The sequence below is a fragment of the Variovorax sp. PvP013 genome (genome assembly GCF_050435945.1).
In the GTDB taxonomy this organism is placed as follows: Bacteria; Pseudomonadota; Gammaproteobacteria; order Burkholderiales; family Burkholderiaceae_C; genus Variovorax.
The window spans coordinates 80,973-107,081 of record NZ_JBNDLF010000002.1 but is presented as its reverse complement, the minus strand read 5'-3'; the positions used below and the strand labels follow the sequence as shown (position 1 = coordinate 107,081).

27 protein-coding genes are annotated in these 26,109 nt (G+C 70.7%); 20 read left to right on the top strand and 7 right to left on the bottom strand.

Features of this window, described 5'->3' with window-relative positions:
• The first annotated feature begins 120 nt into the window (after window positions 1-120).
• The 7 genes from ABID77_RS08340 (at window position 121) to ABID77_RS08310 (ending at window position 5,510) form a co-directional block, all read left to right on the top strand.
• Window positions 121-600, top strand: a complete 480-nt coding sequence (locus ABID77_RS08340; protein WP_429593651.1) for a DUF2244 domain-containing protein — start codon at window positions 121-123, stop codon at window positions 598-600.
• Window positions 601-676: 76 nt separating this feature from the next.
• Window positions 677-1,858 (top strand): cytochrome c oxidase subunit II, encoded by a 1,182-nt coding sequence (coxB, locus tag ABID77_RS08335; RefSeq protein ID WP_429593649.1) that lies wholly within the window; start codon window positions 677-679, stop codon window positions 1,856-1,858.
• A 46-nt stretch (window positions 1,859-1,904) separates the two neighbouring features.
• Window positions 1,905-3,536, top strand: a complete 1,632-nt coding sequence (gene ctaD, locus ABID77_RS08330; RefSeq protein WP_429593646.1) for a cytochrome c oxidase subunit I — start codon at window positions 1,905-1,907, stop codon at window positions 3,534-3,536.
• 31 nt (window positions 3,537-3,567) lie between these two features.
• The gene (locus ABID77_RS08325) at window positions 3,568-3,678 is read left to right on the top strand and encodes a cytochrome oxidase small assembly protein (protein WP_429593643.1); all 111 of its coding nucleotides are present in this window, start codon (window positions 3,568-3,570) and stop codon (window positions 3,676-3,678) included.
• 14 nt (window positions 3,679-3,692) lie between these two features.
• On the top strand, window positions 3,693-4,322 hold the full coding sequence (locus ABID77_RS08320) for a cytochrome c oxidase assembly protein (protein ID WP_429593641.1): 630 nt from the start codon (window positions 3,693-3,695) through the stop codon (window positions 4,320-4,322).
• The gene (locus tag ABID77_RS08315; protein ID WP_429593638.1) at window positions 4,319-4,549 is read left to right on the top strand and encodes a DUF2970 domain-containing protein; all 231 of its coding nucleotides are present in this window, start codon (window positions 4,319-4,321) and stop codon (window positions 4,547-4,549) included. Before ABID77_RS08320 ends, ABID77_RS08315 begins: the two co-directional genes overlap by 4 nt.
• Window positions 4,550-4,628: 79 nt before the next feature.
• Entirely contained in the window at window positions 4,629-5,510 is an 882-nt protein-coding gene (locus ABID77_RS08310; RefSeq protein WP_429593636.1) for a cytochrome c oxidase subunit 3, read from the top strand.
• Between the two features lie 107 nt (window positions 5,511-5,617).
• Here the strand turns inward: ABID77_RS08310 and ABID77_RS08305 are convergent, their stop codons facing one another.
• Window positions 5,618-5,842 carry a twin transmembrane helix small protein gene (locus tag ABID77_RS08305; RefSeq protein ID WP_429593634.1) on the bottom strand — a complete coding sequence of 75 codons (225 nt, stop codon included), beginning with the start codon at window positions 5,840-5,842 and terminating at the stop codon, window positions 5,618-5,620.
• A 120-nt stretch (window positions 5,843-5,962) separates the two neighbouring features.
• On the opposite strand from ABID77_RS08305, the gene ABID77_RS08300 reads away from it, so the two are divergent.
• The 5 genes from ABID77_RS08300 to ABID77_RS08280 are packed head-to-tail and all read left to right on the top strand — an operon-like array spanning window position 5,963 to window position 10,877.
• Complete coding sequence (locus ABID77_RS08300) at window positions 5,963-7,321, top strand: SURF1 family cytochrome oxidase biogenesis protein (RefSeq protein ID WP_429593631.1); 1,359 nt, start codon at window positions 5,963-5,965, stop codon at window positions 7,319-7,321.
• A complete protein-coding gene (locus ABID77_RS08295) occupies window positions 7,263-7,994 on the top strand; it encodes an SCO family protein (RefSeq protein WP_429593628.1) in 732 nt (243 codons plus the stop codon). The genes ABID77_RS08300 and ABID77_RS08295 overlap by 59 nt, the downstream gene beginning before the upstream one ends.
• A 47-nt stretch (window positions 7,995-8,041) precedes the next feature.
• Window positions 8,042-9,286 (top strand): COX15/CtaA family protein, encoded by a 1,245-nt coding sequence (locus ABID77_RS08290; RefSeq protein ID WP_429593625.1) that lies wholly within the window; start codon window positions 8,042-8,044, stop codon window positions 9,284-9,286.
• A complete protein-coding gene (gene cyoE / locus ABID77_RS08285) occupies window positions 9,283-10,197 on the top strand; it encodes a heme o synthase (protein WP_429593622.1) in 915 nt (304 codons plus the stop codon). The genes ABID77_RS08290 and cyoE overlap by 4 nt, the downstream gene beginning before the upstream one ends.
• A 50-nt stretch (window positions 10,198-10,247) precedes the next feature.
• Window positions 10,248-10,877 (top strand): SCO family protein, encoded by a 630-nt coding sequence (locus ABID77_RS08280; RefSeq protein ID WP_429593619.1) that lies wholly within the window; start codon window positions 10,248-10,250, stop codon window positions 10,875-10,877.
• A gap of 201 nt (window positions 10,878-11,078) precedes the next feature.
• Here the strand turns inward: ABID77_RS08280 and rpoH are convergent, their stop codons facing one another.
• Entirely contained in the window at window positions 11,079-12,026 is a 948-nt protein-coding gene (rpoH, locus tag ABID77_RS08275; protein WP_429593616.1) for an RNA polymerase sigma factor RpoH, read from the bottom strand.
• 310 nt (window positions 12,027-12,336) lie between these two features.
• Window positions 12,337-13,548: a signal recognition particle-docking protein FtsY gene (ftsY, locus tag ABID77_RS08270; RefSeq protein WP_429593613.1), complete on the bottom strand. Its 1,212-nt coding sequence runs from the start codon at window positions 13,546-13,548 to the stop codon at window positions 12,337-12,339.
• A 29-nt stretch (window positions 13,549-13,577) separates the two neighbouring features.
• Here ftsY and ABID77_RS08265 point away from each other — a divergent pair, with 29 nt between their 5' ends.
• The 7 genes from ABID77_RS08265 (at window position 13,578) to pxpA (ending at window position 20,263) form a co-directional block, all read left to right on the top strand.
• A complete protein-coding gene (locus ABID77_RS08265) occupies window positions 13,578-15,029 on the top strand; it encodes a M16 family metallopeptidase (RefSeq protein ID WP_429593611.1) in 1,452 nt (483 codons plus the stop codon).
• A 14-nt stretch (window positions 15,030-15,043) separates the two neighbouring features.
• Window positions 15,044-16,402 (top strand): M16 family metallopeptidase, encoded by a 1,359-nt coding sequence (locus ABID77_RS08260; protein ID WP_429593608.1) that lies wholly within the window; start codon window positions 15,044-15,046, stop codon window positions 16,400-16,402.
• Window positions 16,399-17,112 carry an RsmD family RNA methyltransferase gene (locus ABID77_RS08255; RefSeq protein WP_429593605.1) on the top strand — a complete coding sequence of 238 codons (714 nt, stop codon included), beginning with the start codon at window positions 16,399-16,401 and terminating at the stop codon, window positions 17,110-17,112. Before ABID77_RS08260 ends, ABID77_RS08255 begins: the two co-directional genes overlap by 4 nt.
• Before the next feature lie 94 nt (window positions 17,113-17,206).
• A complete protein-coding gene (gene coaD, locus ABID77_RS08250) occupies window positions 17,207-17,707 on the top strand; it encodes a pantetheine-phosphate adenylyltransferase (protein WP_429593602.1) in 501 nt (166 codons plus the stop codon).
• A gap of 3 nt (window positions 17,708-17,710) precedes the next feature.
• Window positions 17,711-18,394 (top strand): 5-oxoprolinase subunit PxpB, encoded by a 684-nt coding sequence (gene pxpB / locus ABID77_RS08245; RefSeq protein WP_429593600.1) that lies wholly within the window; start codon window positions 17,711-17,713, stop codon window positions 18,392-18,394.
• Window positions 18,391-19,530, top strand: coding sequence for a biotin-dependent carboxyltransferase family protein (locus ABID77_RS08240; RefSeq protein ID WP_429593597.1), 1,140 nt, complete (start codon window positions 18,391-18,393; stop codon window positions 19,528-19,530). Before pxpB ends, ABID77_RS08240 begins: the two co-directional genes overlap by 4 nt.
• Window positions 19,520-20,263, top strand: coding sequence for a 5-oxoprolinase subunit PxpA (pxpA, locus tag ABID77_RS08235; protein ID WP_429593594.1), 744 nt, complete (start codon window positions 19,520-19,522; stop codon window positions 20,261-20,263). The genes ABID77_RS08240 and pxpA overlap by 11 nt, the downstream gene beginning before the upstream one ends.
• Before the next feature lie 7 nt (window positions 20,264-20,270).
• Here pxpA and ABID77_RS08230 read toward each other — a convergent pair whose 3' ends face one another.
• Window positions 20,271-20,978 carry an alpha/beta fold hydrolase gene (locus ABID77_RS08230; protein ID WP_429593591.1) on the bottom strand — a complete coding sequence of 236 codons (708 nt, stop codon included), beginning with the start codon at window positions 20,976-20,978 and terminating at the stop codon, window positions 20,271-20,273.
• Window positions 20,979-21,060: 82 nt separating this feature from the next.
• Here ABID77_RS08230 and ABID77_RS08225 point away from each other — a divergent pair, with 82 nt between their 5' ends.
• Entirely contained in the window at window positions 21,061-21,768 is a 708-nt protein-coding gene (locus ABID77_RS08225; protein ID WP_429593588.1) for a histidine phosphatase family protein, read from the top strand.
• A 98-nt stretch (window positions 21,769-21,866) separates the two neighbouring features.
• On the opposite strand, the gene ABID77_RS08220 is transcribed toward ABID77_RS08225, so the two are convergent.
• Genes ABID77_RS08220 through ABID77_RS08210 form a run of 3 tightly spaced genes read right to left on the bottom strand, consistent with a single transcriptional unit; the run spans window position 21,867 to window position 26,105 of the window.
• Window positions 21,867-23,198, bottom strand: a complete 1,332-nt coding sequence (locus ABID77_RS08220) for a tetratricopeptide repeat protein (RefSeq protein WP_429593585.1) — start codon at window positions 23,196-23,198, stop codon at window positions 21,867-21,869.
• Window positions 23,199-23,208: 10 nt separating this feature from the next.
• Window positions 23,209-24,612, bottom strand: coding sequence for an amidase (locus ABID77_RS08215; protein WP_429593582.1), 1,404 nt, complete (start codon window positions 24,610-24,612; stop codon window positions 23,209-23,211).
• Entirely contained in the window at window positions 24,609-26,105 is a 1,497-nt protein-coding gene (locus tag ABID77_RS08210) for an ABC transporter substrate-binding protein (protein WP_429593579.1), read from the bottom strand. Before ABID77_RS08210 ends, ABID77_RS08215 begins: the two co-directional genes overlap by 4 nt.
• Between the last annotated feature and the right edge of the window lie 4 nt (window positions 26,106-26,109).

Below are 26,109 nucleotides of genomic sequence, written 5' to 3'. Positions count from 1 at the left end.
TTTCGGGAGGTGAGCCGCTACAATCCGCGGCTGCGCCAACTCCCGGGAATCCCCCCGCGATCGACGTCCGTCGGATGAGGGTTCGGCGGCTGTCGACGAACCGATCTGCCGAACTCGCCCGTGTCGAATTCCGTGTTTCGTTTTGCCACCGTTTCCGGCCAGGACACCCACTGGCTGCTGAAGCGCAACTGCTCGGTGACGCCGTCCCAGCTCGGCTGGCTGTACGTCTCGCTGTGTTTCGTTTCGCTCGGCATCGGCGTGGCATTCTGGCTCTGCGGCGCGACGATGGTGCTGCCCTTCGCGTGGCTCGAGCTGGTGGCTGTCGGCGTGGCCTTCCTGATGTATGCCCGGCATGCGACGGACGGCGAGCGGATCGAACTGCAAGGCGGTGGACGGCTGGTGGTGGAGCTTGAGAATGCCGGACATCGCGAGCGCGTCGAGTTCCTGCCGCACCAGGTGCGGGTCGAGCCCGAGGCCAGCGATCGCTCGCTGATCGAGGTGTCGGGCCAGGGCCGGTCGGTCAAGGTGGGGCGCTACGTGCGTCCCGAATTGCGTGCGGCGCTGGCGCGGGAGATCCGCATGGCGCTGCGCGGTGCCTGAGCGGGCAGGGGACACGGTGGCGTCGCCGACGGCCGCGCCCGGGTGGGTTCAACGGACAAATGAAGAAGTGAACACGATGAAGAGCATTTGGCGCGACAAGTTCAGGCCCGCACATCTCCTGCTGGCCGCCGGCACGGCGTTCGGCGGCTTGGCCCATGCGGTCGAGGACCTGCCCGGTGGTCCCATGGTGCGTCAGCTCAACATGCCCGTGGGCGTCACCAAGATCGCGCAGGAACAGCACCTGCTGCACACGGGGATGATGGTCCTGTGCACGCTCATCTTCGTCGCCGTGTTCGCGGTGATGTTCTATTCCATCTGGAAGCACCGCAAGTCGGTGGGCCACAAGGCCGCGAACTTCCACGAGTCGGTGGTGGTCGAGGTGATCTGGACCATCGTGCCCTTCGTCATCGTGATCCTGATGGCATTGCCCGCGACCAAGGTGCTGGTGGCCCAGAAGGACACCACCAACGCCGACCTCACCGTCAAGGTCACCGGCTACCAGTGGAAGTGGGGCTACGACTACATCAAGGGCGAGGGCGAGGGTCTGGGCTTCATCTCCACGCTCGACAGCTCGCACCGCGCCCTGTCCGACGCCGGTGCCAAGGGCCAGATCCCGGTGGACTATCTCTTCAAGGTCGACAACCCGCTCGTGGTGCCGGTCGACAAGAAGATCCGCGTGATCACCACCGCCAACGACGTGATCCACGCGTTCGCCGTGCCGCAGTTCGGCATCAAGCAGGACGCGATCCCCGGCTTCGTGCGCGACACGTGGTTCCGCGCCGAGAAGGTCGGCGACTACTACGGCCAGTGCCAGGAGCTCTGTGGCAAGGAGCACGCCTACATGCCGATCCACGTGAAGGTGGTCTCGGCGGCCGACTACAGCGCCTGGGTCGACGGCAAGCGCAAGGAGGCCGCCGCCAAGCAGGACGATCCGAACAAGGTCTGGGCGCTGCCCGAGATCATGGCGCGCGGCGAGAAGGTCTACGCCGCCAACTGCGCGGCCTGCCACCAGGCCAACGGCAAGGGCGCCGGCCCGATCAAGCCGCTCGACGGCTCGGCCAAGGTGCTCGACCCCGACCACACCGACCAGATCAACGTGCTGCTGCGCGGCCAGAACAACGGCGCCATGCCGGCCTGGAAGCAGCTGAGCGACACCGATCTCGCCGCCGTGATCAGCTTCACCAAGAACAGCTGGTCGAACAAGACCGGCCAGCTGGTGCAGCCGGCCGAGGTCAAGGCCGAACGGGCCAAGCTCTGAGCGGCGCCCGACGCCCGCGACGCCCCGACATCCAAGGAAACAAGACATGAGCGCAGTCCTCGACCCCCACGGCCACGCCCACGGCGACCACGCCCACGACGAGCACCACGACGCGCCCACCGGCTGGCGCCGCTGGCTGTTCGCGACCAACCACAAGGACATCGGCACGCTCTACCTGCTGTTCAGCTTCACCATGCTGATGGTGGGCGGCGTGCTGGCGCTGCTGATCCGCGCCGAGCTGTTCCAGCCTGGTCTGCAGCTGGTCAACCCCGAACTCTTCAACCAGTTCACCACCATGCACGGGCTGATCATGGTGTTCGGCGCGATCATGCCGGCCTTCGTCGGTTTCGCGAACTGGATGATCCCGCTGCAGATCGGCGCCTCCGACATGGCGTTCGCGCGCATGAACAACTTCAGCTTCTGGCTGATGATCCCGGCCGCGCTCATGCTGGTGTCGAGCTTCTTCATGCCCGGCGGCGCGCCGGCGGCCGGCTGGACGCTCTACGCGCCGCTCACGCTGCAGATGGGCCCGTCGATGGACGCCGGCATCTTCGCGATGCACCTGCTGGGTGCCTCGTCGATCATGGGGTCGATCAACATCATCGTCACCATCCTCAACATGCGCGCCCCCGGCATGACGCTCATGAAGATGCCGATGTTCTGCTGGACCTGGCTCATCACCGCCTACCTGCTGATCGCCGTGATGCCGGTGCTCGCCGGCGCCATCACCATGACGCTGACCGACCGCCACTTCGGCACCAGCTTCTTCAACCCCGCCGGCGGCGGCGACCCGGTGATGTACCAGCACATCTTCTGGTTCTTCGGCCACCCGGAGGTCTACATCATGATCCTCCCGGCCTTCGGCATCATCAGCCAGATCGTGCCGGCGTTCGCGCGCAAGAAGCTCTTCGGCTATGCCTCGATGGTGTACGCGACCTCGTCGATCGCCATCCTGTCGTTCATCGTCTGGGCGCACCACATGTTCACGACCGGCATGCCGGTCACGGGCCAGCTCTTCTTCATGTACGCGACCATGCTGATCGCCGTGCCCACCGCCGTGAAGATCTTCAATTGGATCGCCACGATGTGGCAGGGCTCGATGACCTTCGAGACGCCGATGCTGTTCGCCGTCGGCTTCATCTTCGTGTTCACGATGGGCGGTTTCACCGGCCTGATCCTGGCCGTGGCGCCGATCGACATCCAGCTGCAGGACACCTACTACGTGGTGGCGCACTTCCACTACGTGCTGGTGGCCGGCTCGCTCTACGCCATGTTCGCCGGCGTCTACTACTGGCTGCCCAAGTGGACCGGCGTCATGTACAGCGAGGCGCGCGGCAAGCTGCACTTCTGGTGGTCGCTGATCTCCTTCAACGTCACCTTCTTCCCGATGCACTTCCTGGGCCTGGCCGGCATGCCGCGCCGCTATGCCGACTACCCGATGCAGTTCGCCGACTTCAACGCGGTCGCCAGCGTCGGCGCCTTCGCCTTCGGTCTGGCGCAGGTCTACTTCTTTCTGTTCGTCGTGCTGCCCGCCATGATGGGCAAGGGCGAGAAGGCCCCGCAGAAGCCGTGGGAGGCCGCCGAGGGGCTGGAGTGGGAAGTGCCGTCGCCGGCGCCGTTCCACACCTTCGAGACGCCGCCGCGCCTGGACGCCACGGCTTCCAAGATCATCGGCTGACCCGCCGACGAGCCGACGCACGACCATGGCCATGACGCCCGAACAGAAGAAGAACAACCGCCGCATGGGGCTGACGCTGGCCTCCATCGCCATCCTGTTCTTCGTCGGCTTCCTCGTGCGCATGGTCGTGTTCGGCCGCTGAGTCCGAGGAACCCCATGACCATCGGCCAACGGCTGCGTCGCGAGAACCTCCGCATGGTGGGCAAGCTCGCCGTGGTGGCCTGCGGCATGTTCGCCTTCGGCTACGTGCTCATTCCGGTCTACCGCCACATCTGCGAGATGACGGGCATCAACATCCTCTCGCTGACCGAGCGGCAGGTGCCGGGCAACGGCAGTGCTGGCGCGCAGGTGCGCGTGCCGGAGAACTCGCAGGTCGACATGAGCCGCACCATCACGGTCGAGTTCGACGCCAACGTGCGCGGGCCATGGGATTTCAAGCCGGCCCAGCGTTCCATCGAAGTGCATCCGGGCGAGCTGAAGTCGGTGATGTACGAATTCCAGAACGTGCAGAACCGGCGCATGGCGGCGCAGGCGATCCCGAGCTACGCCCCCGCGCAGGCCGCGCCGTACTTCAACAAGCTCGAATGCTTCTGCTTCAGCCAATACACCTTGGAGGCCGGCGAGAAGAAGGAATGGCCGGTGGCCTTCGTGATCGATCCGAAGATTTCGAAAGACGTGAAGACCATCACCCTGTCCTACACCTTCTTCGAAGTCGGCGGCAAGACGCCCGCCGCGCCGACCGCATCGGCCGCCCCGCTCGTGCCCGTCACGGAGCCACGCTCGTGAGCCCGGCCCGCGGCGGTGGCGACGAGAAGGCACGCGGTGGCCGTGGCAGCATCTGGCGCACCGTCAAGGCGGTGGCCTGGGGTTTCTTCGGCGTGCGCAAGAACAGCGCCTACCAGGAAGACATCGCCCGGCTCACCCCGCTGCACATCGTGGTGGTGGGCCTGGTGGCGGTGATCGTGTTCGTCGTGGCGCTGATCGTGCTGGTCCGACACGTGGTGGCGGCCTGAGGCACCGGCGGCACCGCATGCAAGCGCCAGGGTCGGATCAAGAGAACAACCGAATCGAGAGAAGAAAGCAGGAGCTGATATGAGTTCAACCACGCACGGCGCGACGCCCTACTATTTCGTGCCCGGGCCGTCGCGCCACCCGCTCATGGCGTCGATCGGCCTGTTCTTCGTGATCCTGGGCGCGGGCCAGTGGATCAACGGCCACCAGTGGGGGGCGTACTCGCTCGCGTTCGGCTTGCTGTGGTGGTGGGGCGTGCTCTACCAGTGGTTCCGCGACGCGATCGGCGAGAGCGAGGGCGGCCAGTACAGCCACCGCATCGACCTGTCCTACCGCTGGAGCATGAGCTGGTTCATCTTCTCCGAGGTGATGTTCTTCGGCGCCTTCTTCACGGCGCTGTGGTGGGCGCGCATCCACGCGTTGCCGGCGCTCGGCAGCCTGGACAACGCGCTGCTGTGGCCCGACTTCAAGGCCGTGTGGCCGAGCATGGCGGCCGGCGTGACCGGTTCGCCGGCCGACATCGTCGAGCCCTTCCAGACCGTCGGCCCGTTCTGGCTACCCACCATCAACACGGCCCTGCTGCTGAGCTCCGGCGTGACGTTGACCATCGCCCATCACGCGTTGCGCGCCGACCACCGCGCCCAGTGCGTGCGCTTCATGTGGCTCACCGTGCTGCTGGGCATCGTCTTCCTGGGCGTGCAGGGCTACGAGTACTACCACCTCTACACCGAACTCAACCTGAAGCTGACTTCCGGCACCTACGGCTCGACCTTCTTCATGCTGACTGGCTTCCACGGCCTGCACGTGTTCATCGGCATGCTGATGCTGCTGTTCATCACGCTGCGCCTGCAGCGCGGCCATTTCACGCCCGAGCGTCACTTCGGATTCGAGGGCGCGGCCTGGTACTGGCACTTCGTCGACGTCGTGTGGCTGGGCCTCTACGTGATGGTGTACTGGCTTTGAACGACCACCCCGGCACGAACACCAAGCGCCGCAAGGCGCTTTTTTCATGGCTTCCAGGAAGAGGGCGGGGCGCGGCGGCGTCGTTCTGGACCTGGAACGAGCACGACCTACTTGCCGACCGGGAGTCCGCCCGGCTGGATGTAGCCCAGCTTCCACGCCGTCAACAGGCAGACGAACAGCAGCACCGACAGGCCGATGCGCACCGTGAGCGCGCGCGCCATGCTGCCGCTCCTGGCGCGTCCGTCGCGCCCGCCGCCTCGCAGCATCGAGACGAGCGCCCAGCCCAGGCTGCCCAGGATGCCGACGAAGGCCGCCACGATGAGGTATTTCATGGGTCGGATTATCGGCCTGGGGCTTCTCCCGCGCAGGTGAAGACCGTGTCGTGGTCGCAGCCGTCGCTGCAGGCGTGGCCGCAGCCGCAGCGCCAAGTACAGCCTCGGCTGAGGCCCCGGATGCCGTCGTCGGCGCAGGCACGGCCGTCGCCGTCGCCAGCGCCGTCGGCACGACAGGCATCGGCACCAGCACCATCGCAGCCGCTCGCCCCGCCGCCGCTCCATCTCAGGCCGGAAGCGGCCGCCGACCGGCCGGAGCCCGCGATGATGCCGTCGCTCTCCTCGTCCTCGCCACCGCCGCAGGCCCAGGCGGTCGAGCCGGCGGCGCCGCAGCCGGGATCGGCGACGACGCCATCGGCACCGCCCGTGGCTTCACGACCGGATCGCGCCGTGCGGCTGCCGAAGCGATGGAATCCATGGCGCTTCGCCCTGGTCACGCTGGCGACGCTGCTGACCCTGGCCGCCACCGCGTCGCTGGGCCGCTGGCAGCTCTCGCGGGCGGCGCAGAAGATCGCCCTGCAGGCCGACATCGAAGCGCAGAAGCTGCGGCCGCCGCTCGGCCAGGACGAGTTCCTGGCGCTGGGCGATCCGGCGCCGGTCCTGCATCGGCCGGTGCGCCTGCGCGGGCTGTGGCTGGCACCGCAGACCGTCTACCTCGACAACCGCCAGATGCACGGCCTGACCGGCTTCTACGTGCTGACCCCGTTCGCCCTCGAAGGCAGCGAGCGGACCGTGCTGGTGCAGCGCGGCTGGATCCCGCGCAACTTCACCGACCGCGCGCAGCTCGCACCGATCGAGACGCCCAGCGGACTGGTCGAGATCACCGCGCTCGTGGCGCCCCCGCCGGGCCGCCTGCTTGATCTGGGCAAGGCCGAGGCACCGCTGCCGGCGGCTTCGGACGCATCGACGCCCGAGGCCTGGGCCGCGGCCGCCGCCAGCGCGGCCTCCGACGCGGTCGCGACTGTGGCGGCGACGATCGCGTCCACGTCCACCGGCGTCGCCGACCCTGTCGATCCGGCTGCGCCCGCGACGCCAGGCGCGTCCTCGCCGACGCCGAATGCCGATGCGGGCGGCACGACCGCGGGTGCCGCCGATGCATCGACCGGCGCCGACGCAAGCTCCGGTGCCGTCACCGGCACGCGCCCTGCGTCCGCCGCCGCCCGCAACGCCGCCGCGGCGGCCGCCATCACCGCCGCCCGGGACCGCGCCGTGGGGTCTTCGCCCATCCGGCAGAATCTGGACCTCGCCGCATTCCGCACCGAGACCCGGTTGCCGTTGCGCACCGACCTCACGCTGCAGCAGGCCGGTGCGGCTTCCGAAGGCCTGCTGCGCGACTGGCCGGCACCGGCCCTCGGTGTCGAGAAGCACCAAGGCTACGCATTCCAGTGGTTCGGCCTGACCGCACTCGTCGCACTCCTCTATGTCTGGTTCCAACTCATCGCCCCCTGGCGCCGGTCGCGCCGGCAGCGCCGTGGCTGAAGCCGACGAGCCGCTCGGCCTGACGGTGCATTCGCTGCCGTCGCCGCAGCACGCGCTCGACGACGGCGAGGTCCGTCGCACGCGGCTGGGGCGCTGGAAGATGGTCGTCGTGTTGCTGTGCTGCGCGGCGCCGGTGATCGCGTCGTACTTCACCTACTACGTGATCCGCCCGGAAGGCCGGCGCGTCTACGGCGAACTGATCGATCCGCAGCGCCCATTGCCCGACCTGAGTGCGACGGCGCCGGACGGCCGCGCCGTGCCGCTGCGTTCGCTCCACGGCCAGTGGCTGCTGGTGACGGTCGCCGATGCCGCGTGCGACGCCCTGTGCGAACGCCAGCTCTACCTGCAGCGCCAGCTGCGCGAGAGCCTGGGCCGCGAGAAGGACCGCCTGGACCGCGTCTGGCTCGTGAGCGACGACGCCCCGATCCCCGCGCGCCTGGACAACGGCCTGCGCGGCGCGACCGTGCTGCGCGTGCCGGCCGAACGTCTGGCCGCATGGCTCGCGCCGGTGGCAGGCCACGCGCTGGCCGAGCATTTCTTCGTCGTCGATCCGCAGGGCAACTGGATGATGCGGTTTCCCGCCCGCATGGACGCCGAGGGCGCCGGCCGCGCCAAGCGCGACCTCGAACGCCTGCTGCGCGCCTCGTCCTCGTGGGACGAACCCGGCCGCTGATCCGGCGCAGCCGACAATCCACGCCCCGACCGATCGACACCCCGCCCATGGACCCCACCTCCCTCTACGACCTCACGCCCATCGCGTGGCTGATGGCCGTGGGCATCCTGCTCGCGCTCGGGCCGCTCCTGTGGGTCTGGCGGCGCCATGCCGGCGCCGGGGCGGCGCGCCGGCTGCACGCGCTGACCGTGCTCACGCTGTTCCTCACCTTCGACCTGACGCTCTTCGGCGCCTTCACGCGCCTGACCGATTCCGGCCTGGGTTGCCCCGACTGGCCGGGCTGCTACGGCAACGCCAGCCCGGTGGGCGCGCGCCACGAGATCGCCATGGCGCAGTCGGCGCAGCCGACCGGCCCCGTCACGCACGGCAAGGCGTGGGTCGAGATGGTGCATCGCTACCTCGCGACCGGCGTCGGCGTGCTGATCCTGACCCTGGCCGTCGCCACCTGGATCGTGCGCCGCCGCCAGCGCCGTCTCGCGCTGCGCGCGGGGCGGGCCGACGACGCTCCGGCGGCGGCCGTGCTCAGCGCCTGGTGGCCGGCGGCGACGCTGGCCTGGGTCTGCCTGCAGGGCGCCTTCGGCGCGCTGACCGTCACGCTCAAGCTGTTTCCCGCCATCGTCACGTTGCACCTGCTGGGCGCCGTCGTGCTGCTGGCCCTGCTGTGCATCCAGGCCGTGCGCTACCAGCAGGCGGCGGTCGGGCGCGCGCCCGTGGCGCTCGCGGCGCCGCTGCGTGCGCTGCTCGTCGGCACCACCGCGCTGGTCGCGCTGCAGATCGCCCTGGGTGGCTGGGTCAGCACCAACTACGCGGTGCTGGCCTGCACCCAGTTCCCGACCTGCCAGGGCAGCTGGTGGCCGCCGATGAACTTCGCCCAGGGTTTCCAGGTCTGGCGCGAACTCGGCGTGGACGCGGAGGGCGCGCCGATCGACTTCTCGGCGCTGACGGCGATCCATTACGTGCACCGGCTGATGGCCTATGCGGTGTTCGTCGCCATCGGCGTGCTCGCCTGGCGGCTGCATCGCGACGTTCCGGCCCTGCGCGGTCAGGCGAAGTGGCTTGCCGGACTGGCGCTGCTGCAACTGGCCACCGGCCTGGGCAACGTGCTGCTGGGCTGGCCGCTGGTGGCGGCCGTGCTGCACACCGGCGGCGCCGCGGCGCTGGCCGTGGTGCTGACCTGGACCCTGTGCGAGAGCCGGCGCACGTCGGTTGCGGTCGCTCCCCGCACGGCGGGTGCGGCGTCCCGTCCGCATGGCGATCGCGCGGGTTCGACGACGGGCGCCGCGACCCCATGAGCCGTCCCGTGCCGACCCCCGCGCCGCAGAGCGCCTCGCTCGCGAACGTGATGCGCCAGTTCTATGCGCTCACCAAGCCGCGCGTGGTGCAGCTGATCGTCTTCTGCGCCCTCATCGGCATGGTCCTGGCCGTGCCGGGCGTGCCCACCGGCGCCGACCTGCAGCGCGGCCTGCTCGCCTGCATCGGCATCTGGCTGGTGGCGGGCGCGGCGGCGGCGTTCAACTGCCTGGTGGAGAAGGGCATCGACTCGCGCATGAAGCGCACCGCGTGGCGCCCCACCGCGCGCGGCGAGTTGAGCGACACCCAGGCGCTGGTGTTCTCCGCGCTGCTGTGCACGGCCGGCTCGGCGTTGCTATGGTTCACGGTCAATCCGCTGACCATGTGGCTGACCTTCGCCACCTTCGTCGGCTACGCCGTGGTCTACACCGTCATCCTCAAGCCGCTGACGCCCCAGAACATCGTGATCGGCGGAGCGTCAGGTGCGATGCCGCCGGTGCTCGGCTGGGCCGCCATGACCGGCGACGTCGGTCCCGAGGCGATGATCCTGTTCCTCATCATCTTCCTGTGGACGCCGCCGCACTTCTGGGCCCTGGCGCTCTACCGCGTCGAGGACTACCGCAAGTCGGGCCTGCCGATGCTGCCGGTCACGCACGGCAACGAATTCACGCGGCTGCAGGTGCTGCTCTACACCTTCATCCTGCTGGCCGCCTGTCTGCTGCCCTTCATCTACGGCATGAGCGGCTGGCTCTACCTCGCGGTGGCCGTGGCGGTCAGCCTGGGTTTCTGCGGCTACGCCTTCGCGCTGTGGCGCGCGTACTCGGATGCCCTCGCGCGCCGGACCTTCCGCTTCTCGCTGATCCACCTGAGCGTGCTGTTCGCGGCATTGCTGGTCGATCACTACGTCTTCTGATCCGCATCATCCTTTCGGCCCCGGTGGGCCCGACATCCACGAAGGCCTCCATGGACAAGCGTCGTTTCCTCCATTGCATCGCCGCCTCGACGGTGGCCCGGGGCGGCGCGCTCGCGCTGCTCGGCGGCGGCCTCGCGGCGTGCTCCGAATCGACGCCGAAACAGAGCTTCAATGCCGTCGACCTGACCGGTGCCGATTACGCCAAGGACTTCTCCTTGACCGATGCCGACGGCCGTCGCCGCACGATGGCCGACTTCAAGGGCAAGGTCGTGGTGCTGTTCTTCGGTTATGCGCAGTGCCCGGACGTGTGCCCGACCACCATGACCGAGATGGCGCAGGTCAGGCAGCAGCTGGGCAAGGACGGCGATCGCCTGCAGGTCGTGTTCGTCACGGTCGACCCCGAGCGCGACACGGCGCCGGTCATGAAGGCCTACACCCAGGCCTTCGACCCGGGCATCGTCGCCCTGATCCCGACGCCCGAGGAACTCGTCGCCCTGTCGAAGGACTTCAAGTTCTACTACAAGAAGGTCGAGGGCTCGACGCCGACGAGCTATTCCATGGACCACTCCGCCGCGAGTTACGTCTACGACCCGGCAGGACGGCTGCGCCTGTACGCCCGCTACGGGTCCGGCGTCGCGCCAATGGTGGCGGACGTGAAGGCGTTGTTGGTCCAAGGCTGAACCGGCTCAGCCTGAACGAGACCGAGTGAGGGGCAAGGCGACGATCGACTTGACCAAGTCCACTGCGCAACGCGCGAAACCCGAAACCGTCGCACCCTCCAAGCCAGGGATACCGCGGAACCGGCTTCGCCGGGCCGCCGGTATCGCCCCCGCAAGGGGGTTGGCGAAGCGACACGCAGTGCGCGAAGACTGGGGGAGAGCTTAGGCGTACTCGACCAGCGCCTTCTTCATCTTCTTCATCGCCGCTACCTCGATCTGGCGGATGCGCTCGGCCGAGACCCCGTAGACCGCCGCCAGATCGTGCAGCGTCATGCCGCCCGAGCCGTCGTCGTTCACCTTCAGCCAGCGTTCCTCGACGATGCGGCGGCTGCGGTCGTCCAAGGTTTCGAGCGCGGTCGTAATGCCCTCGCTCGACAGACGGTCGCGCTGCTGCGATTCCAACTGCGCGGTCGGTTCCTGCGTCGCGTCGGCCAGGTAGGCGATCGGACCGAAGCCTTCGTCGCCGTCGTCGGCCGGGCCGGGGTCGAGCATCACGTCGCCGCCCGACAGGCGCGTCTCCATCTCCAGGACTTCCTCGCGCTTGACGTTCAGCTTGGTCGCCATGGCGCTGACTTCGGCGGGGCTCAGGGTGTCGCGATGCGTGTCGTTGTCGGACGCGGCGGCATCGGCCTTGAAGTTCTGCTTCATGGAACGCAGATTGAAGAACAGCTTGCGCTGGGCCTTGGTCGTCGCGACCTTGACCATGCGCCAGTTCTTCAGGATGTATTCGTGGATCTCGGCCTTGATCCAGTGCATGGCGTAGCTCACGAGCCGGACGCCCTGGTCCGGGTCGAAGCGCTTCACGGCCTTCATCAGGCCGATGTTGCCTTCCTGGATCAGGTCGCCGTGGGGCAGGCCGTAGCCGAGGTACTGGCGCGAGATGGAGACGACCAGGCGCAGGTGCGACAGGACCAGCGCGCCGGCGGCTTCGAGGTCGTTGTGGTCGCGCAGCTTGCGCGCGAAACCCTGCTCTTCCTCGAGGGTGAGCAACGGCAGGCGGTTGGCGGTCGAGATGTAGGCGTCGAGGTTGCCGAGCGGCGGCACCACCGACCACGGGTTGGCAACGGCGAGCTGGTGGGTCGCGATAGAGGCTCCAGACAGCGATGTCATCAGGGAAACTCCTTTGTGATTCGTCATATTAGCACTCGGTTAGAGAGAGTGCCAAAGCAGTAGTTCCGAGCCTAACTGCATCAATCAAACGGTTTTCGGAATGCATTGTTTCGAATCCGAGAACAAAGCAATGTGTGGCACGACGGCTCTGGGAGCATTTGGAGCCGGGCCAGAGCAACCACTTGAGCGATGGACGATGCGCCCGCACGGACCGCCGCCATGTCGGCCGACGCCGGTCGATGCCCCTCGCGATGGCCGACGCCGTCCAGCCCGCAGCGCGGCCGGATGCCGTCCGACAGCCGGCCTCTTTTCAGTCGGTTCCGACCAACGCCTGGGCGAACTCGCGCGCGTCGAAGGTTTCCAGATCCTCGAGCTTCTCGCCGACGCCGATGAAGTAGACCGGGATCGGCCGTTCGCGCGCGATGGCGCACAGCACGCCGCCCTTGGCCGTGCCGTCGAGCTTGGTGACGATCAGGCCGGTCAGGCCCAACGCCTCGTCGAAGGCCTTGACCTGCGCCAGGGCGTTCTGACCGGTGTTGCCGTCGATGACCAGCAGCAGCTCGTGCGGCGCCGTGGCGTCCGCCTTGGCGACCACGCGCTTGATCTTGCGCAGCTCGTCCATCAGGTGCAACTGCGTGGGCAGGCGGCCGGCGGTGTCCACGAGCACCACGTCCTTGCCGCGCGCCCGTCCGGCGTTCACGGCGTCGAAGCTGACGGCGGAGGGGTCGCCGCCGGCGTTGCTCACGATTTCGACCGTGTTGCGGTCGGCCCAGACCAGCAGTTGCTCGCGCGCCGCGGCGCGGAAGGTGTCGGCCGCCGCCAGCAGCACCGAGGCGCCTTCGCTGGACAGGTGCTTCGTCAGCTTGCCGATGGAGGTCGTCTTGCCCGCGCCGTTGACGCCGGCGACCATGATCACCGTCGGCACGTGGCGACCGATCTCCAGCGGCTTCTCCAGCGGGCGCAGCAGGTCGGCGATGGCCTCGGCGAGCAGCACGCGCACCTGCTGGGCGTTGGTGGCGATCTGGCTCTTGACGCGGCGGCGCAGGTCGTCGAGCAGGTACTCGGTGGCCTTGACGCCGGTGTCGGCCAGCAACAGCGCGGTCTCCAGTTCCTCGTAGAGCTCCTCGTCGATCTGCGCGTTGACGAAGACGGCCTGGATGCCGGTGCCGGTCTTGCGCAGGCCGGTCTTGAGCTTGTCGATCCAGCCCTGGCGCGTGGGTTCGGTCGATGGGGCGGGGCGGGCGGTCGGCGTCGGGAACGACCTGGGAAAGGCGGGTGAGAGGGGAGGCAGGACTGGCGCCGGTGCCGGTGCCTGCGGCGGACGTGGCACGATCGGCGTGATGGCCGGTGTCTCGGGCGCCGACCCGGGCACGGCTTCGGGCTTGCCGCCGAACCAGCTCGACGGCGAGAACACGGACTTCGCGGCCGGAACCGCCGGCGGCACGACCGCGGCGGGTTCCGACGCGGGAGCGGGCGGTGCGACGGTGTCGGGCTGCGGCTTTTTCTTGAAGAAACTGAACATCGGTGCTTTTTTACAATCCGAGCCATTCTATGAAACACCCCTTGCCACGCCGTTCGGCGTCGGGCGCGGTGCTGGTCCTGGCGCTCGCGGCGTCCTGGATCCTGCCGGCTTCCGCCCAGACTTCTCCCCCGTCTCCCGCTCCCGCTTCCTCGTCCGTGCCTTCGGTCGGCGGCGTGCGCGCCCAGCAGTTCACGCTGTCCAACGGCATGACGCTGATCGTCAAGCCCGATCGCCGCTCGCCCACGGCGGTGCACATGGTGTGGGTGCGCGTGGGTTCCATCGACGAGGTGGACGGCACCTCCGGCGTCGCGCACGTGCTCGAGCACATGATGTTCAAAGGCACCAAGCGCATTCCCCCGGGCGAGTTCTCGCGTCAGGTGGCCGCGCTGGGCGGGCAGGAGAACGCCTTCACCTCGCGCGACCTCACCGGCTACTACCAGCAGATCCCGGCCGGCAAGCTCGAGGACGTGATGAAGATCGAGGCCGACCGCTTCGCCAACAACCAATGGCCCGATATCGAGTTCAAGCGCGAGATCGAGGTCGTCAAGGAGGAGCGCCGCCTGCGCACCGAAGACCAGCCGCGCGCGCTGCTCGGCGAGCAGCAGAACGCCGCCGTCTTCATGGCTTCGCCCTACCACCGGCCGATCATCGGCTGGATGAGCGACCTCGACGCCATGACGCCGGACGACGTGCGCGACTTCCACGCCAAGTGGTACGTGCCCGCCAATGCCGCGATCGTGGTGGCGGGCGACGTCGACGTCGCCAAGGTGCGGGCCCTGGCCGAACGCTACTACGGCCGCATCCCGGCGCGCGCGGTGCCGGTGCGCAAGCCCCGCGTCGAGCCCGAGCAGCGCGGCATCCGGCGCCTCGAATTCAAGGCGCCGGCCGAACAGGCCTACGTGGCGCTGGCCTTCCGCACGCCCAGGCTGGAGAGCCTCGACGGCGAGAGCGACGCCTGGGCGCTGGTGGTGCTGTCGGCATTGCTCGACGGCTACCCCGGCGCGCGGCTCGACCGTGCCCTGACGCAGGGGCCGGACCGCGTGGCCGACTCCGCCGGCAGCAGTGCCGGCTTCATCGGTCGCGGCCCGCAGCTCTTCGAGCTTGACGGCGTGCCGGCGCCGGGCAAGACGACCGAGGCCGTGGAGGCCGCCCTGCGCGCCGAGATCGCCCGCGTGGCGAAGGACGGCGTGGGCGCGGCCGAACTCGCCCGCGTCAAGACGCAGTGGGTGGCCAGCGAGACCTACAAGCTCGATTCCGTCATGGCGCAGGCGCGCGAACTGGGCAGCCAGTGGATCCAGGGCCTGCCGCTGGACGCCGGCGAACGCATCATCGCGCGGCTCCAGGCCGTGACCGCCGAGCAGGTGCAGGCCGTGGCCGGGCGCTACTTCGGCGACGACCAGCTCACCGTCGCCACGCTGCGTCCCCTGCCGCCCGAGAAGAACCGCCGCCCGCGCGCCGCACCCGCCGGCGAACTGCGTTGAAGGACACCGTTTCCATGCTGCAGAAGAAGAATCTCCGATCCCTCGCCGCCGGCCTCGTGCTGGCCGGCGTCACCGCCCTCGCGGCCCTGCCCGCGCAGGCCGCGCCGCCGATCCAGCACTGGACGCTCGCCAACGGCGCCCGCGTCTACCTGGCCGCGACCGACGCGCTGCCCATCGTCGACGTGCAGGTCGACTTCGACGCCGGCAGCCGGCGCGACCCGCCGGCGCAGGCCGGCCTGGCCAGCACCAGCGCCCTGATGGTCGAGAAGGGCGTGCGCGCCGCCGGCGCCGAGCCCGCGCTCGACGAGAACGCCCTGGGCGAAGCCTGGGCCGACCTCGGCGCGTCCTTCGATGCCGGCGCCGGCCCGGAGCGCACCAGCTTCACGCTGCGCAGCCTGGCCGACCCGGCGCTGCTCGACCGCGCCGTGGCCCTGGCCGCGCGCGAGATCGGCGAGCCGGCGTTCCCGGACGACGTCTGGCGGCGCGAGCGCGAGCAGCTCGGCGCCGCCATCAAGGAAGCCAACACCCGCCCGGGCACGGTGGTCGCCCGCACCTTCGCGCAGAAGGTCTACGGCAGCCATCCCTACGGCGAGGAAACCACCGAGACCACGCTCGCGGCCATCGACACGGCGGCCATGCGCACGCGCTACGAGCGCCTGATCCAGCCCTGCCGCGCCAAGCTGAGCATCGTCGGTGCGGTGACGCGCGCGCAGGCCGACGCCATCGCCACGCGGCTGCTCTCGCGCCTGCCTCAGCCCGCCGAGGGCGGCTGCGCGCCGCTGCCGCCGGTCGCCGAGATCGCGCCGCTCGCGGCATCGAGCGTGACCGACGTGCCCTTCGCCTCGGCCCAGGCGCACGTGATGCTCGGCCAGCCGGGCTACCAACGGCGCGACCCGGACCACTTCGCGCTCACGCTGGGCAACTACGTCCTGGGCGGCGGTGGCTTCGTCTCGCGCCTGACCAACGAGGTGCGCGAGAAGCGCGGTCTGGCCTACAGCGTCTACAGCGGCTTCTCGCCGGGGCTGCACGCCGGCGCCTTCCGCGTCGCCTTCCAGACCCGGCCCGACCAGGCCGCGCAGGCACTGAAGGTATCGCGCGAGGTGGTGGCGAAGTTCGTCGCCGACGGCCCGACCCAGGCCGAACTCAAGGCGGCCAAGGACAATGTCGTCGGCGGCTTTCCGCTGCTGCTCGACAGCAACGCCAAACTGCTCGGCAACGTCGCCAACATCGCCTGGAACGACCTGCCGCTCGACTACCTCGACACCTGGACCACCCGCATGAACGCCGTCACCGTCTCCGACATCAAGGCCGCCTTCGCGCGCAAGCTGCAGCCCGATCGCATGGCCGCCGTCGTCGTGGGAGGCCAGCCGTGAAGCGGCCGGGTCCCCGCGTCGGGCCGACCGCCAAGGCCGGCAAGGCCGGCAAGCCGAGCGCGCCGCAGCACGACAAGCGCCCCCACGAGGTCCGCATCGTCGGCGGCCAGTGGAAGCGCACGCGCTTGGCCGTGGCCGACAAGCCCGGCCTGCGCCCGACGCCCGACCGCGTGCGCGAGACGCTCTTCAACTGGCTCGCCAGCCTGGCCGGCGCGGGCGGCGGCGAGCTGCCGGGATGGCACTGCGTCGACGCCTTCGCCGGCACCGGCGCGCTGGGTTTCGAGGCGGCCTCGCGCGGCGCGGCGCAAGTGCTGGTGTGCGAGCAGGACGCCGAACTCGTCGAGCGGCTGCAGAAGATCAAGGCCAAGCTGGCGGCCGAGGCGGTGCGCATCGAACGCGGCAACGGCGTGACGGCGCTGGAGCGCGCGGTGCCGGGCAGCCTGCACCTGGTGCTGCTCGACCCGCCCTTCGAGACGCCGGCGCTGTACGAACCGGCCCTGCGCGCGGCCGCGCGCGCGCTGCGGCCGGACGGCGCGGTCTACCTGGAGGCGGCGCGCGCGTGGAACGACGACGAACTCGCGGGCTTCGGGCTCCAGGTCTTCCGCCATCTCAAGGCCGGCGCCGTGCATGCGCACCTGCTGCGCGCCGCCGACGAGGCCGCGTCCGGACCCGCGTCGGAAGCCGTTTCCGGGACCGGTCCGTCGGCATAATCGGCCGGACTCGGACGGGTCCGAAGCCGGACCCGTCGACGACCCCGATTCCAGCAGACGCCGTCCCCGACGGCCCCCAGAGGAGACTCCCCCGATGTCCAGCGTGATCGCGGTCTACCCCGGCACCTTCGACCCCATGACGCTCGGCCACGAGGACGTCATCCGGCGCGCCGCGCAGCTGTTCTCCCACGTCATCGTCGCCGTCGCCGCCGGCCACCACAAGAAGGCGATGTTCTCGCTGCCCGAGCGCATCGCCATGGCCGAGGAGGCCGTGCGGCCCTACAGCGACCGCGTCACCATCGAGAGCTTCTCGGGCCTGCTGCGCGACTTCGTCGTCGCGCGCGGCGGCAAGGCGATGGTGCGTGGCCTGCGCGCCGTCACCGACTTCGACTACGAGTTCCAGCTCGCCGGCATGAACCGCTCGCTCATGCCCGGCGTCGAGACGGTGTTCCTCACGCCGGGCGACAAGTACCAGTTCATCTCCAGCACCTTCGTGCGCGAGATCGCCACCCTCGGCGGGGAGATCGACAAGTTCGTCTCGCCCTTCGTGCAGGAGCGGCTCGAGGCCAAGGTGCGCGGACTCGCGCGCGGCTAGGCCATGGCGTCGTCCGCGAGCCACCCGCCGCGCCTCCACGCGCTCGGCGACGCCGCGCTGGTGTGCACCCTGGCCGCGCCCGCCACCCTGGCCCAGCAGCGACGCATCTGGGCCCTGCGCGAGGAGGCCCTGCGATGGCCGGCGGTGAGCGAGGCGCTGCCGGGCATGAACAACCTGACGCTGCTGTTCGACCCGGCCCTGATCGACGCGGCCGAGCTGGAGATCCAGGTGCTGGCCGCCTGGCCGCAGCTGGTGGCGTCCGGCCGCGAGGACCTGGAAGCGCCCGGGCGCACCGTCGAGATCCCGGTGGCCTACGGCGGCGCGCACGGTCCCGACCTGGCCGATGTCGCCGCGCACACCGGCCTCGCGCCGGCCGACGTGGTGCGCCGCCACGCCGGTGGCGAGTACGTGGTCTACCTGCTGGGCTTCCTGCCCGGCTTCGCCTTCATGGGCGGCCTCGCGCCCGAGCTCGCCACCCCGCGCCGCGCCGAGCCGCGCCTGGCCGTGCCGGCGCGCTCGGTGGGCATCGGCGGCGCGCAGACGGGCATCTATCCGCTCGCGTCGCCCGGCGGCTGGCAGCTCATCGGACGGACCGCGCTGGAGCTGTTCGATCCGCAGGCGGCCGAGCCGACCCTGCTGCGCCCGGGCGACCGCGTGCGCTTCGTCGTGGAGCGTTTCGAACCATGATCGTCGTCGTCAAGCCGGGACTGCTGGCCTCGGTGCAGGACCTGGGCCGCCACGGCCACCGCGATCTGGGGATCTGCCCCGGCGGCGCTCTCGACGCGCTGGCGCTCACCCTGGCCAACCGGCTGGTGGGCAACGCGCCCGGCGCGGCCGGCATCGAGCTGACCATGGGCCGCTGCGAACTGCGCTTCGAGGCCGACACGCGCATCGCGCTGGCCGGCGGCGACTTCGGCGCCCGGCTCGACGGCGTGCCGCTGGCGCCGTACTGGAGCGTGGCCGTGCGCGCCGGGCAGTCGCTGGTGCTGGGCGCCGGCGCCGGCCTGCGGGCCTGGCTGGCGGTGGCCGGCGGCATCGACGTGCCGGTGGTGCTCGGTTCGCGCAGCACCGACCTCAAGGCCGGCTTCGGCGGCCATCGCGGCCGGGCGCTGAAGAAAGGCGACCGGCTGGCGACGGGCCCGTCGCCGCTCGACGCCGCGCAGCGCGAGCGCCGCGCGCTCGGCCTGCGCGGCCCCGAGGGCGGCATCGACGAGCGCGACCGCCATCGCGCGGCCGATGCTGATGCCGCCGCCGAGCGCGCGCACAGCCTCTTCGGCCGCCAGCACGACGACGAGCGCGAGGACGACGACGATGGCGCGACCGTCCTGCGCGTCATGCCCGGCCCCGAGTTCGACCAGTTCACGCGCGCTTCGCAGGCCACGCTGTGGCGCGCGGCCTGGCGCGTCACGCCGCAGAGCAACCGCATGGGCAGCCGGCTCGACGGCCCGGCCCTGCAGCGCGCCCGCGCCGGCGACATGCTGTCCTCGGGCGTCGTGCCCGGCACGATCCAGGTGCCGCCGGCGGGCCAGCCGATCATCCTGATGGGCGACGCCCAGACCACCGGCGGCTACCCGCGCATCGGCGGCGTGATCCGCGCCGACCTGTGGAAGCTGGCGCAGGCGCCGCTGGGCGGCCTGCTGCGCCTGGTGGAGGTCGATGCCGCGCAGGCCCGGCTCGCCTGGGAGGCGCAGCGGCGCTACCTGGCACTGGCCTTGCAGGGCCTGAGCGCGGCGGGCTGGCCGATCGCGCCGTCCACATCCTCGTCGCCGGCATCGCCCGCGAACCCCGATACCACCGTCCAAGGACCACCCCATGCAGATTGACCTCAACGCCGACCTCGGCGAAGGCGCCGGCAGCGACGAGGCGCTGCTCGCGCTGGTGAGCTCGGCCAACATCGCCTGCGGCTGGCACGCGGGCGACGCCTCCACCATGCGCCAGTGCGTGCGCTGGGCCATCGACCACCACGTGGCGATCGGCGCGCACCCGAGCTTTCCCGATCGCGCCAACTTCGGCCGCAGCCCCATGCACCTGCCGCCGCAGGAGATCGTCGACGGCATGCTCTACCAGATCGGCGCGCTGGCGGCCATCGTCAAGGCCGAGGGCGGCACGCTGGCGCACGTCAAGCCGCACGGCATGCTCTACAACCAGGCGGTCAAGGAGCCCGAACTGGCCGCCGCCATCTGCGAGGCCGTGCGGCGCTTCGACCCCGGCCTGCGCTTCTTCGGGCTGGCGGGCAGCGGCATGATCGCCGCCGCCGAGCGCGCCGGCCTGAAGCCGGTGGAGGAGGTCTTCGCCGACCGCGGCTACATGCCCGACGGCAGCCTGGTGCCGCGCAGCCGGGCCGGCGCGCTGATCGAGGACGAGGCGCAGTCGCTGGCGCAGACGCTGTCGCTGGTGCGCGACCACCGCGTGACGGCCGTCGACGGCAGCGTCGTCGCCGTCAACGCCCAGACCGTGTGCCTGCACGGCGACGGCGCGCACGCGCTGGCATTCGCCCGGCGCATCCGCGAGGCGCTGGAGCAGGAAGGCATCGCGGTGATGGCCGCGGGCGCCTGAGGATCGCTCAGGCCGTCCCCAGGCGTGCCAGCCAGTCCGACAGCGCCGTGTTCACCAGCGCCGGCTTCTCCATCGTCAGCATGTGGCCGCACGACGGGATCCAGTGCAGCTCGGCGTGCGCGACGCGCTCGGCGATCTCGCGCGAGCATTCGGGCGGCGTCAGGCGGTCGGTGTCGCCGCACAGCACCAGCACCGGACAGCGCAATGCGCCCAGGTGCGGACGCGCGTCGGGGCGCTGCATCACGGTGCGGTTCTGGCGGACGAGCTGCGCCACGCCGGCGTCGAGCACCATCTCCACGTAGCGCCGCACCAGCGCCTTGTCGGCCGCCTGCGCCGGGTGGAAGGCGAAGTTGGCGTTGAACTCGATCAGCTCGCGCGCCTCGCCGCGCTCGAACAGGCCGATGGCCGATTCGCGCAGGCGGAACATCTCCGGCGTCTCCGGCCGCGGGCTGGTGCCCAGCAGGGCGAGTCCCGCGATGCGCCCGGGTGCCTGGCGCGCGGCTTCCATGGCGATCATCCCGCCCATCGAGGCGCCGCACAGGACGAGCATGCCGTCGTGCTCGGCGAGCAGGGCGCCGGCCATGGCCTCGATGCGGTCGTGGTGCATGTGGACGTCGCTGACGACGGCATCGAAGGCGCTCGGGACGGCGGCGCGCTGGGCGTGCCAGAGGCGGGCGTCGCAGGCGAGGCCGGGCAGGAAGACGAGTCGGGTCATGGTCCGATTCTCGGCGACGGCGCACGGGCGTCACGGCGCCGACCGACCCGTGTCACGCCGGACGCGGACAATGATGGACGCCATGACCGAACCGACCGCCACCCCCACCGCCGACCCCGCCCGCGCCACCGACCTCATCCTGGTGCGCCACGGCGAGACCGCCTGGAACCGCGAGCTGCGCTTCCAGGGCCACGCCGACATCCCGCTCAACGACATGGGCCACGAGCAGGCGCGCCGCGTCGGGCTGCGGCTGGCGACCGAGGCGGTGGATCACCTGTTCTGCAGCGACCTGCTGCGCGCCCAGCAGACCGCCGCGCCGGCCGCCCAGCTGCTGGGCCTGCCGGTGGTGACGCTGGCGGGCCTGCGCGAGCAGCACTTCGGCGTCGTCGAGGGCCTGCGCGGCGACGAGATCCGCGAACTGCATCCGCGCGCCTGGGAGGAGTGGCTGGAGTTCCGCGAGGACCACGCCATGCCCGAGGGCGAATCGCCGCGGCGCTTCCACGCCCGCGTGATCGAGACGCTGGGTGCCATCGCCGCCGCGCACGCCGGCCGCACGTTGCTGGTGGTGACGCACGGCGGCGTGCTCGACATGGTCTGGCGCACCGCCCACGGCCTGGGCCTCAACGGCCCGCGCCAGAGCGACATCCCCAATGCCGGCGTCAGCCGCATCCGCCTTTCCGACCCGGCACGACCCGATCGCATCGAGATCCTCGACTGGGCCGACACCCGCCACCTGGACGACCTGCCGGCGCAGCCGACGTACGACCAGCGGCGGCATCTGGCGAAGTAGACGCGCTGGCGCTGCGGCGACCGGGTCGGAAGCACAGCGGCGTCGATCGATCGACGTGGCCGGCGCGGTTCTCCGCGACGCGCGAGGCGAGGGCGTCCCTATGCCAATCCGAGCGCGGCGTCCACCACGCCCACCTGCCGCCGCAGCCGCAGCGACTCCGGCTGGCCGTTGAGCTGGCGCTGCAGCACGTCCTGCGCCGCCGCCAGCGAGCGCGGTGTGCCGGCGCGCACGCGGGCGTCGAGCAGCACCTGCTCGAACAGGTCGCGCTGCGCATGGCTGCCGCCGATCTCGATCATGCGCGGCAGGGCCGTGCCCAGCCCCTCGATGGCGCGCGGGAAGTCGCCGCGCGCGTGCGCCAGCAGGCCGTACGCGGCCGGCACGCACACCTGCCGCCAGGCGGCGCGGGTCTGCGCCGGCGCCTGCTCGGCGAAGGCCTCGATGTTGCGCAGCAGGACGTCCGCCTCGGCGCGCCCGGCGCGCGCCAGGCCGTAGAGGTACTGCAGGTCGAGGAAGGGCAGCACGTGGTCGTCGAGCCGGCTCGCGAGGTGCGGCGCGACCTCGTCCCAGCGCGCGCCGACGTCGATGCCCGACAGCTCGAAGCGCGCCAGCAGCGACACGGCGCCGATCTGGTCCTGCGTGTAGTCCTCGGCCACCCCCCAGACATGATCGTCGTAGACGGCGAGCGCCTCGTCGTCGCGGCCCAGGTCGATCAAGAACAGCGCCACGTGCCACCAGTTGTGCGTGATCATGAAGGAGTTGAGACCGACCCAGGTGTCGCTCACGCCCTGCATGAATGCCAGCCCCTCGGCCAGCCGGCCCTCGGTGAGCATGACGTGCCCGAGCGCGTGGTGCGCCCACGGCTCCTTGCGCCGCAGGGCGATGGCGCGGCGCGCGGCGGTCTCGGCCTCGCGCATGCGGTGGCACTGCTCGTGGCCGAAGGCAACCATGCCGTGCGCCTGGGCGACATCGGCCGTGGCCGGCAGGGCGGTCTGCGCCAGGCGCAGCAGGCCGGGGAAGTCGCCGGTGTTGAAGCAGTGGTACTGGCCGAGCTTGACCGAGGCCAGGTCGCGCGGATGCTCGCGCGCCTGCTCGTGGTGCAGCGCGATGGCACGGTCGACGTCGCCGTCGACCCAGGCACCGACGGCGTCGATGAAGCGCCGCTCGCGCGGCGTGGCGCGCGCCGCGCCGGCGCGCGCGCGTTCGACGAAGGGCCGGGCGCCGGGCACGCCGTCCTTCGACTCGGAGAACATGTGCAGCGCGGCGCAGTAGGCCTGCACCAGCGGCGTGGTGTCCTCGGCGGCGGCCAGCACGTCGGCCGCCGTCGACTCGCAGGCGATGAAGCCGTCGACGAAGGCGTCGATGGCCGCGGCCGCGCCGGGATCGTCGAGCGTGACGGGGTTGCCCAGGCAGTCGGTGGCGGTCGTCGTCATGGCGGCGGGATCAGGCGTCCGGCGGCACCGGCCAGGGCCGCTGCGCCTCGCGGATCTGCTCGAAGGCGCGCGCGACCTGCAGCACGCCCAGGTCGTCGAAGCGGCGTCCGGCGATCTGCAGGCCGATGGGCAGGCCCGCGTCGGTGTAGCCGCAGTTGATCGACGCGGCCGGCTGCTCCGACATGTTGAACGGCACCGTGAAGCCGATGTGCTCCAGCGGCCGCAGCGGGTCGTTGGTCGGCGAGGGCCACTCGGCCGGGGCCGGCGAGTTGGGCGCGGTCGGCGAGATCACGTAGTCGAAATTCGCGCAGGCGGCCACCGCCGCCACGCGCGTGGCGTGGAACTGGCTGAAGGCGCGGAAGACGTGTTCGCCGCCGAAGTCGGCCGCGCTCTCGGCCCAGCGGCGGATGTAGGGCAGCACCTTGTCGCGCTGCGCCGGCGCCAGGGCCTGCAGGTCGACGTGCGAGCGCATGCGCCAGAGGTGGTCCATGCCGTCGAGCATGGTCTGCGTCATGAACGGGCGCATCGGCTCGACGACGGCACCGGCGGCTTCGAACCGGGCCGCCGTGCGCTCGACCGCCGCGCGGATCGCCGGCTCCACCGGCAGTCCGCAGCCGGCGTCGAGCAGCAGGCCGATGCGCAGGCCCCGCAGGTGGTCGGCGTGGACGTCGAAGTCGTCCCAGGCGATGTCCTGCGGCGGCAGGTTCATGCTGTCGCGCGCGTCGGGGCGCGCGAGCGCGGCGAGCATCAGGGCGGCGTCGCCGACCGTGCGCGTCATCGGGCCGGCGGCGCGGCCCATGTAGGGCGGGTCGATCGGCACGCGGCCGAGGCTGGGCTTGAGCGTGAAGATGCCGCACCAGGCGGCCGGCAGGCGCAGCGAGCCGCCGATGTCGGTGCCGATGTGCAGCGGCCCGTAGCCGGCCGCGGCGGCGGCCCCGGCCCCGGCGCTGGAGCCGCCCGGCGTCTTCGAGAGATCCCACGGGTTGCGCGCCAGCGCGTGGAAGCTGGAGAGGCCCGACGACAGCATCCCGTAGTCGGGCATGGTCGTCTTGGCCAGGATCACGGCGCCGGCCTCCTTCAGGCGGGCGGCCGGCGGCGCGTCGTGCCGGGCCGGCACCAGCGCGACGGCGGCGGTGCCCGCGGGCAGCGGGTCGCCGCGCGTGGCGATGTTCTCCTTGATGGTGACGGGCACGCCGTCGAGCGGGCCGAGCGCCTCGCCGCGCCGCCAGCGCGCCTCGGCGGCGCGGGCCTGGTCCAGCGCCGCCTCCGGCCGCAGCAGCCAGGTCGCGCGCAGGTGCGGCTCCCAGCGCTCGATGTGCGCGAGCACGTCGCGCGTCGCCTCGACCGGCGAGAGCGAGCCGTCGCGGTAGGCCGCGCCGAGCTCGCGCGCCGACAGTTCGTGCAAACGGCTCATCCCCACGACAGTGCGGAAAGGTCGTTGGCGAAGATCGGCAGCTCCTTCCACAGGCCCTTGACGTTCTTCTTCGCGATGGTCGGGAACTGGGGCTGGTAGAGGTAGGCGTTGGCGGCGTCGGTGGCGAGCATCCGCTGCGCGTCGCCCAGCAGCTTCGCGCGCTCGGCGGGGGCGGTGGTGTTCTGGATCTTGTCGTAGAGCGTGTTGAAGGCCTTCGACTGGTAGCCCCAGTAGTAGTCCGTCTTGGTGTAGTTGACGAGGTCGAAGGGCTCGACGTGCGAGACGATCGACAGGTCGTAGTTCCTGTTGCCGTAGGTGCCGCTCAGCCACTGCGCCCACTCCACGTTCTGCACCTTGGCCACGATGCCGATCTTGGCGAGCTGCGCCACGATCATCTCGCCGCCCTGGCGCGCGTAGGGCGGCGGCGGCAGGGTCAGGGTGAGTTCGAGCGGCGTCTTCACGCCGGCCTCGGCCAGCAGCTTCTTGGCGCGCTCGATGTCGAACGGGTTGACGCCCGTGGTGTCGACATAGCCCGGCGCGCCCGGCACGTAGTGGCTGCCGATGGGCACGCCGAAGCCGTCGGCGGCGCCTTCGATGATGGCCTTGCGGTCGATGGCCGCCGAGATGGCGCGGCGCACGCGCACGTCGTCGAGCGGCTTCCTGGCGTTGTTGATGGCCAGGATGGTCTTGGCGCGCGAGCCCGCCAGGATGACCTGGAACTGCGGGTTGCCCTTGAACTGCGCCACGATGCGCGTGCCCGCGCGCGGGAAGGCGTCGACGTCGCCGGCCATCAGCGCGGCGGCCTGCGCGGCGCTGTCGGAGATGAAGCGGAAGGTGACGCGCTTGATCTTGGCCTGGCCGGGGTTGCGGTACCCGTCCCATGCGGTCAGGACCAGGGAGGCGCCCTTGTTGTAGGCCTCCAGCCGGTACGGGCCGGTGCCCACCGGCTTGGCCGTGTTGGTGTCGGCGCTCTTGGGCTCGACGATGACGGCCGTGGCCTGGCCGAGCGCGAAGGGCAGGTCGGGGTCGATCTCCTTGTTCAGGATCACGACCGTGAACTCGTCGACCGCCTGCACGCTCATGCCGGCGAAGGTGCGCTTGTCCTTGTTAGTGCTCTTCTCGCCGCCGGCGCGCTCGAAGCTGTACTTCACGGCCTGGGCGTTGAAGGGCTCGCCGTTCTGGAACTTCACGCCGCGCTTCAGGCGGAAGGTGTAGGTCTTCAGGTCGGGCGAGACGTCCCAGCTCTCGGCCAGCAGCGGGCTCACGCTGCCGTTCTCGTTGACCTTGGTGAGCGTCTCGTAGATGTTGTAGAGCGTGACCTCGGCGATGGAGGCGGCGGCGCTGGCCGTCGGGTCCAGGCCGGTCGGCTCCAGCGTCATGCCCAGCACGATGGCGTCCTTGCGGCCCTGGGCCAGCGCGGCGGCCGGGGCGGCGAGGGCGCCGAGGGCGAGCGAGGCGCTTCCGGTGGCGAGGAGGGTGCGGCGGTTGAGCATTCGA

Bases quoted from the DNA above. Each gene is read 5' to 3' on its own strand.
- coxB (WP_429593649.1), top strand. From the start codon at position 677: ATGAAGAGCATTTGGCGCGACAAGTTCAGGCCCGCACATCTCCTGCTG.
- ctaD (WP_429593646.1), top strand. From the start codon at position 1,905: ATGAGCGCAGTCCTCGACCCCCACGGCCACGCCCACGGCGACCACGCC.
- ABID77_RS08325 (WP_429593643.1), top strand. From the start codon at position 3,568: ATGACGCCCGAACAGAAGAAGAACAACCGCCGCATGGGGCTGACGCTG.
- ABID77_RS08320 (WP_429593641.1), top strand. From the start codon at position 3,693: ATGACCATCGGCCAACGGCTGCGTCGCGAGAACCTCCGCATGGTGGGC.
- ABID77_RS08310 (WP_429593636.1), top strand. From the start codon at position 4,629: ATGAGTTCAACCACGCACGGCGCGACGCCCTACTATTTCGTGCCCGGG.
- ABID77_RS08305 (WP_429593634.1), bottom strand. From the start codon at position 5,842: ATGAAATACCTCATCGTGGCGGCCTTCGTCGGCATCCTGGGCAGCCTG.
- ABID77_RS08300 (WP_429593631.1), top strand. From the start codon at position 5,963: ATGCCGTCGTCGGCGCAGGCACGGCCGTCGCCGTCGCCAGCGCCGTCG.
- ABID77_RS08295 (WP_429593628.1), top strand. From the start codon at position 7,263: ATGTCTGGTTCCAACTCATCGCCCCCTGGCGCCGGTCGCGCCGGCAGC.
- ABID77_RS08290 (WP_429593625.1), top strand. From the start codon at position 8,042: ATGGACCCCACCTCCCTCTACGACCTCACGCCCATCGCGTGGCTGATG.
- cyoE (WP_429593622.1), top strand. From the start codon at position 9,283: ATGAGCCGTCCCGTGCCGACCCCCGCGCCGCAGAGCGCCTCGCTCGCG.
- ABID77_RS08280 (WP_429593619.1), top strand. From the start codon at position 10,248: ATGGACAAGCGTCGTTTCCTCCATTGCATCGCCGCCTCGACGGTGGCC.
- rpoH (WP_429593616.1), bottom strand. From the start codon at position 12,026: ATGACATCGCTGTCTGGAGCCTCTATCGCGACCCACCAGCTCGCCGTT.
- ftsY (WP_429593613.1), bottom strand. From the start codon at position 13,548: ATGTTCAGTTTCTTCAAGAAAAAGCCGCAGCCCGACACCGTCGCACCG.
- ABID77_RS08265 (WP_429593611.1), top strand. From the start codon at position 13,578: ATGAAACACCCCTTGCCACGCCGTTCGGCGTCGGGCGCGGTGCTGGTC.
- ABID77_RS08260 (WP_429593608.1), top strand. From the start codon at position 15,044: ATGCTGCAGAAGAAGAATCTCCGATCCCTCGCCGCCGGCCTCGTGCTG.
- coaD (WP_429593602.1), top strand. From the start codon at position 17,207: ATGTCCAGCGTGATCGCGGTCTACCCCGGCACCTTCGACCCCATGACG.
- pxpB (WP_429593600.1), top strand. From the start codon at position 17,711: ATGGCGTCGTCCGCGAGCCACCCGCCGCGCCTCCACGCGCTCGGCGAC.
- ABID77_RS08240 (WP_429593597.1), top strand. From the start codon at position 18,391: ATGATCGTCGTCGTCAAGCCGGGACTGCTGGCCTCGGTGCAGGACCTG.
- pxpA (WP_429593594.1), top strand. From the start codon at position 19,520: ATGCAGATTGACCTCAACGCCGACCTCGGCGAAGGCGCCGGCAGCGAC.
- ABID77_RS08230 (WP_429593591.1), bottom strand. From the start codon at position 20,978: ATGACCCGACTCGTCTTCCTGCCCGGCCTCGCCTGCGACGCCCGCCTC.
- ABID77_RS08225 (WP_429593588.1), top strand. From the start codon at position 21,061: ATGACCGAACCGACCGCCACCCCCACCGCCGACCCCGCCCGCGCCACC.
- ABID77_RS08220 (WP_429593585.1), bottom strand. From the start codon at position 23,198: ATGACGACGACCGCCACCGACTGCCTGGGCAACCCCGTCACGCTCGAC.
- ABID77_RS08215 (WP_429593582.1), bottom strand. From the start codon at position 24,612: ATGAGCCGTTTGCACGAACTGTCGGCGCGCGAGCTCGGCGCGGCCTAC.
- ABID77_RS08210 (WP_429593579.1), bottom strand. From the start codon at position 26,105: ATGCTCAACCGCCGCACCCTCCTCGCCACCGGAAGCGCCTCGCTCGCC.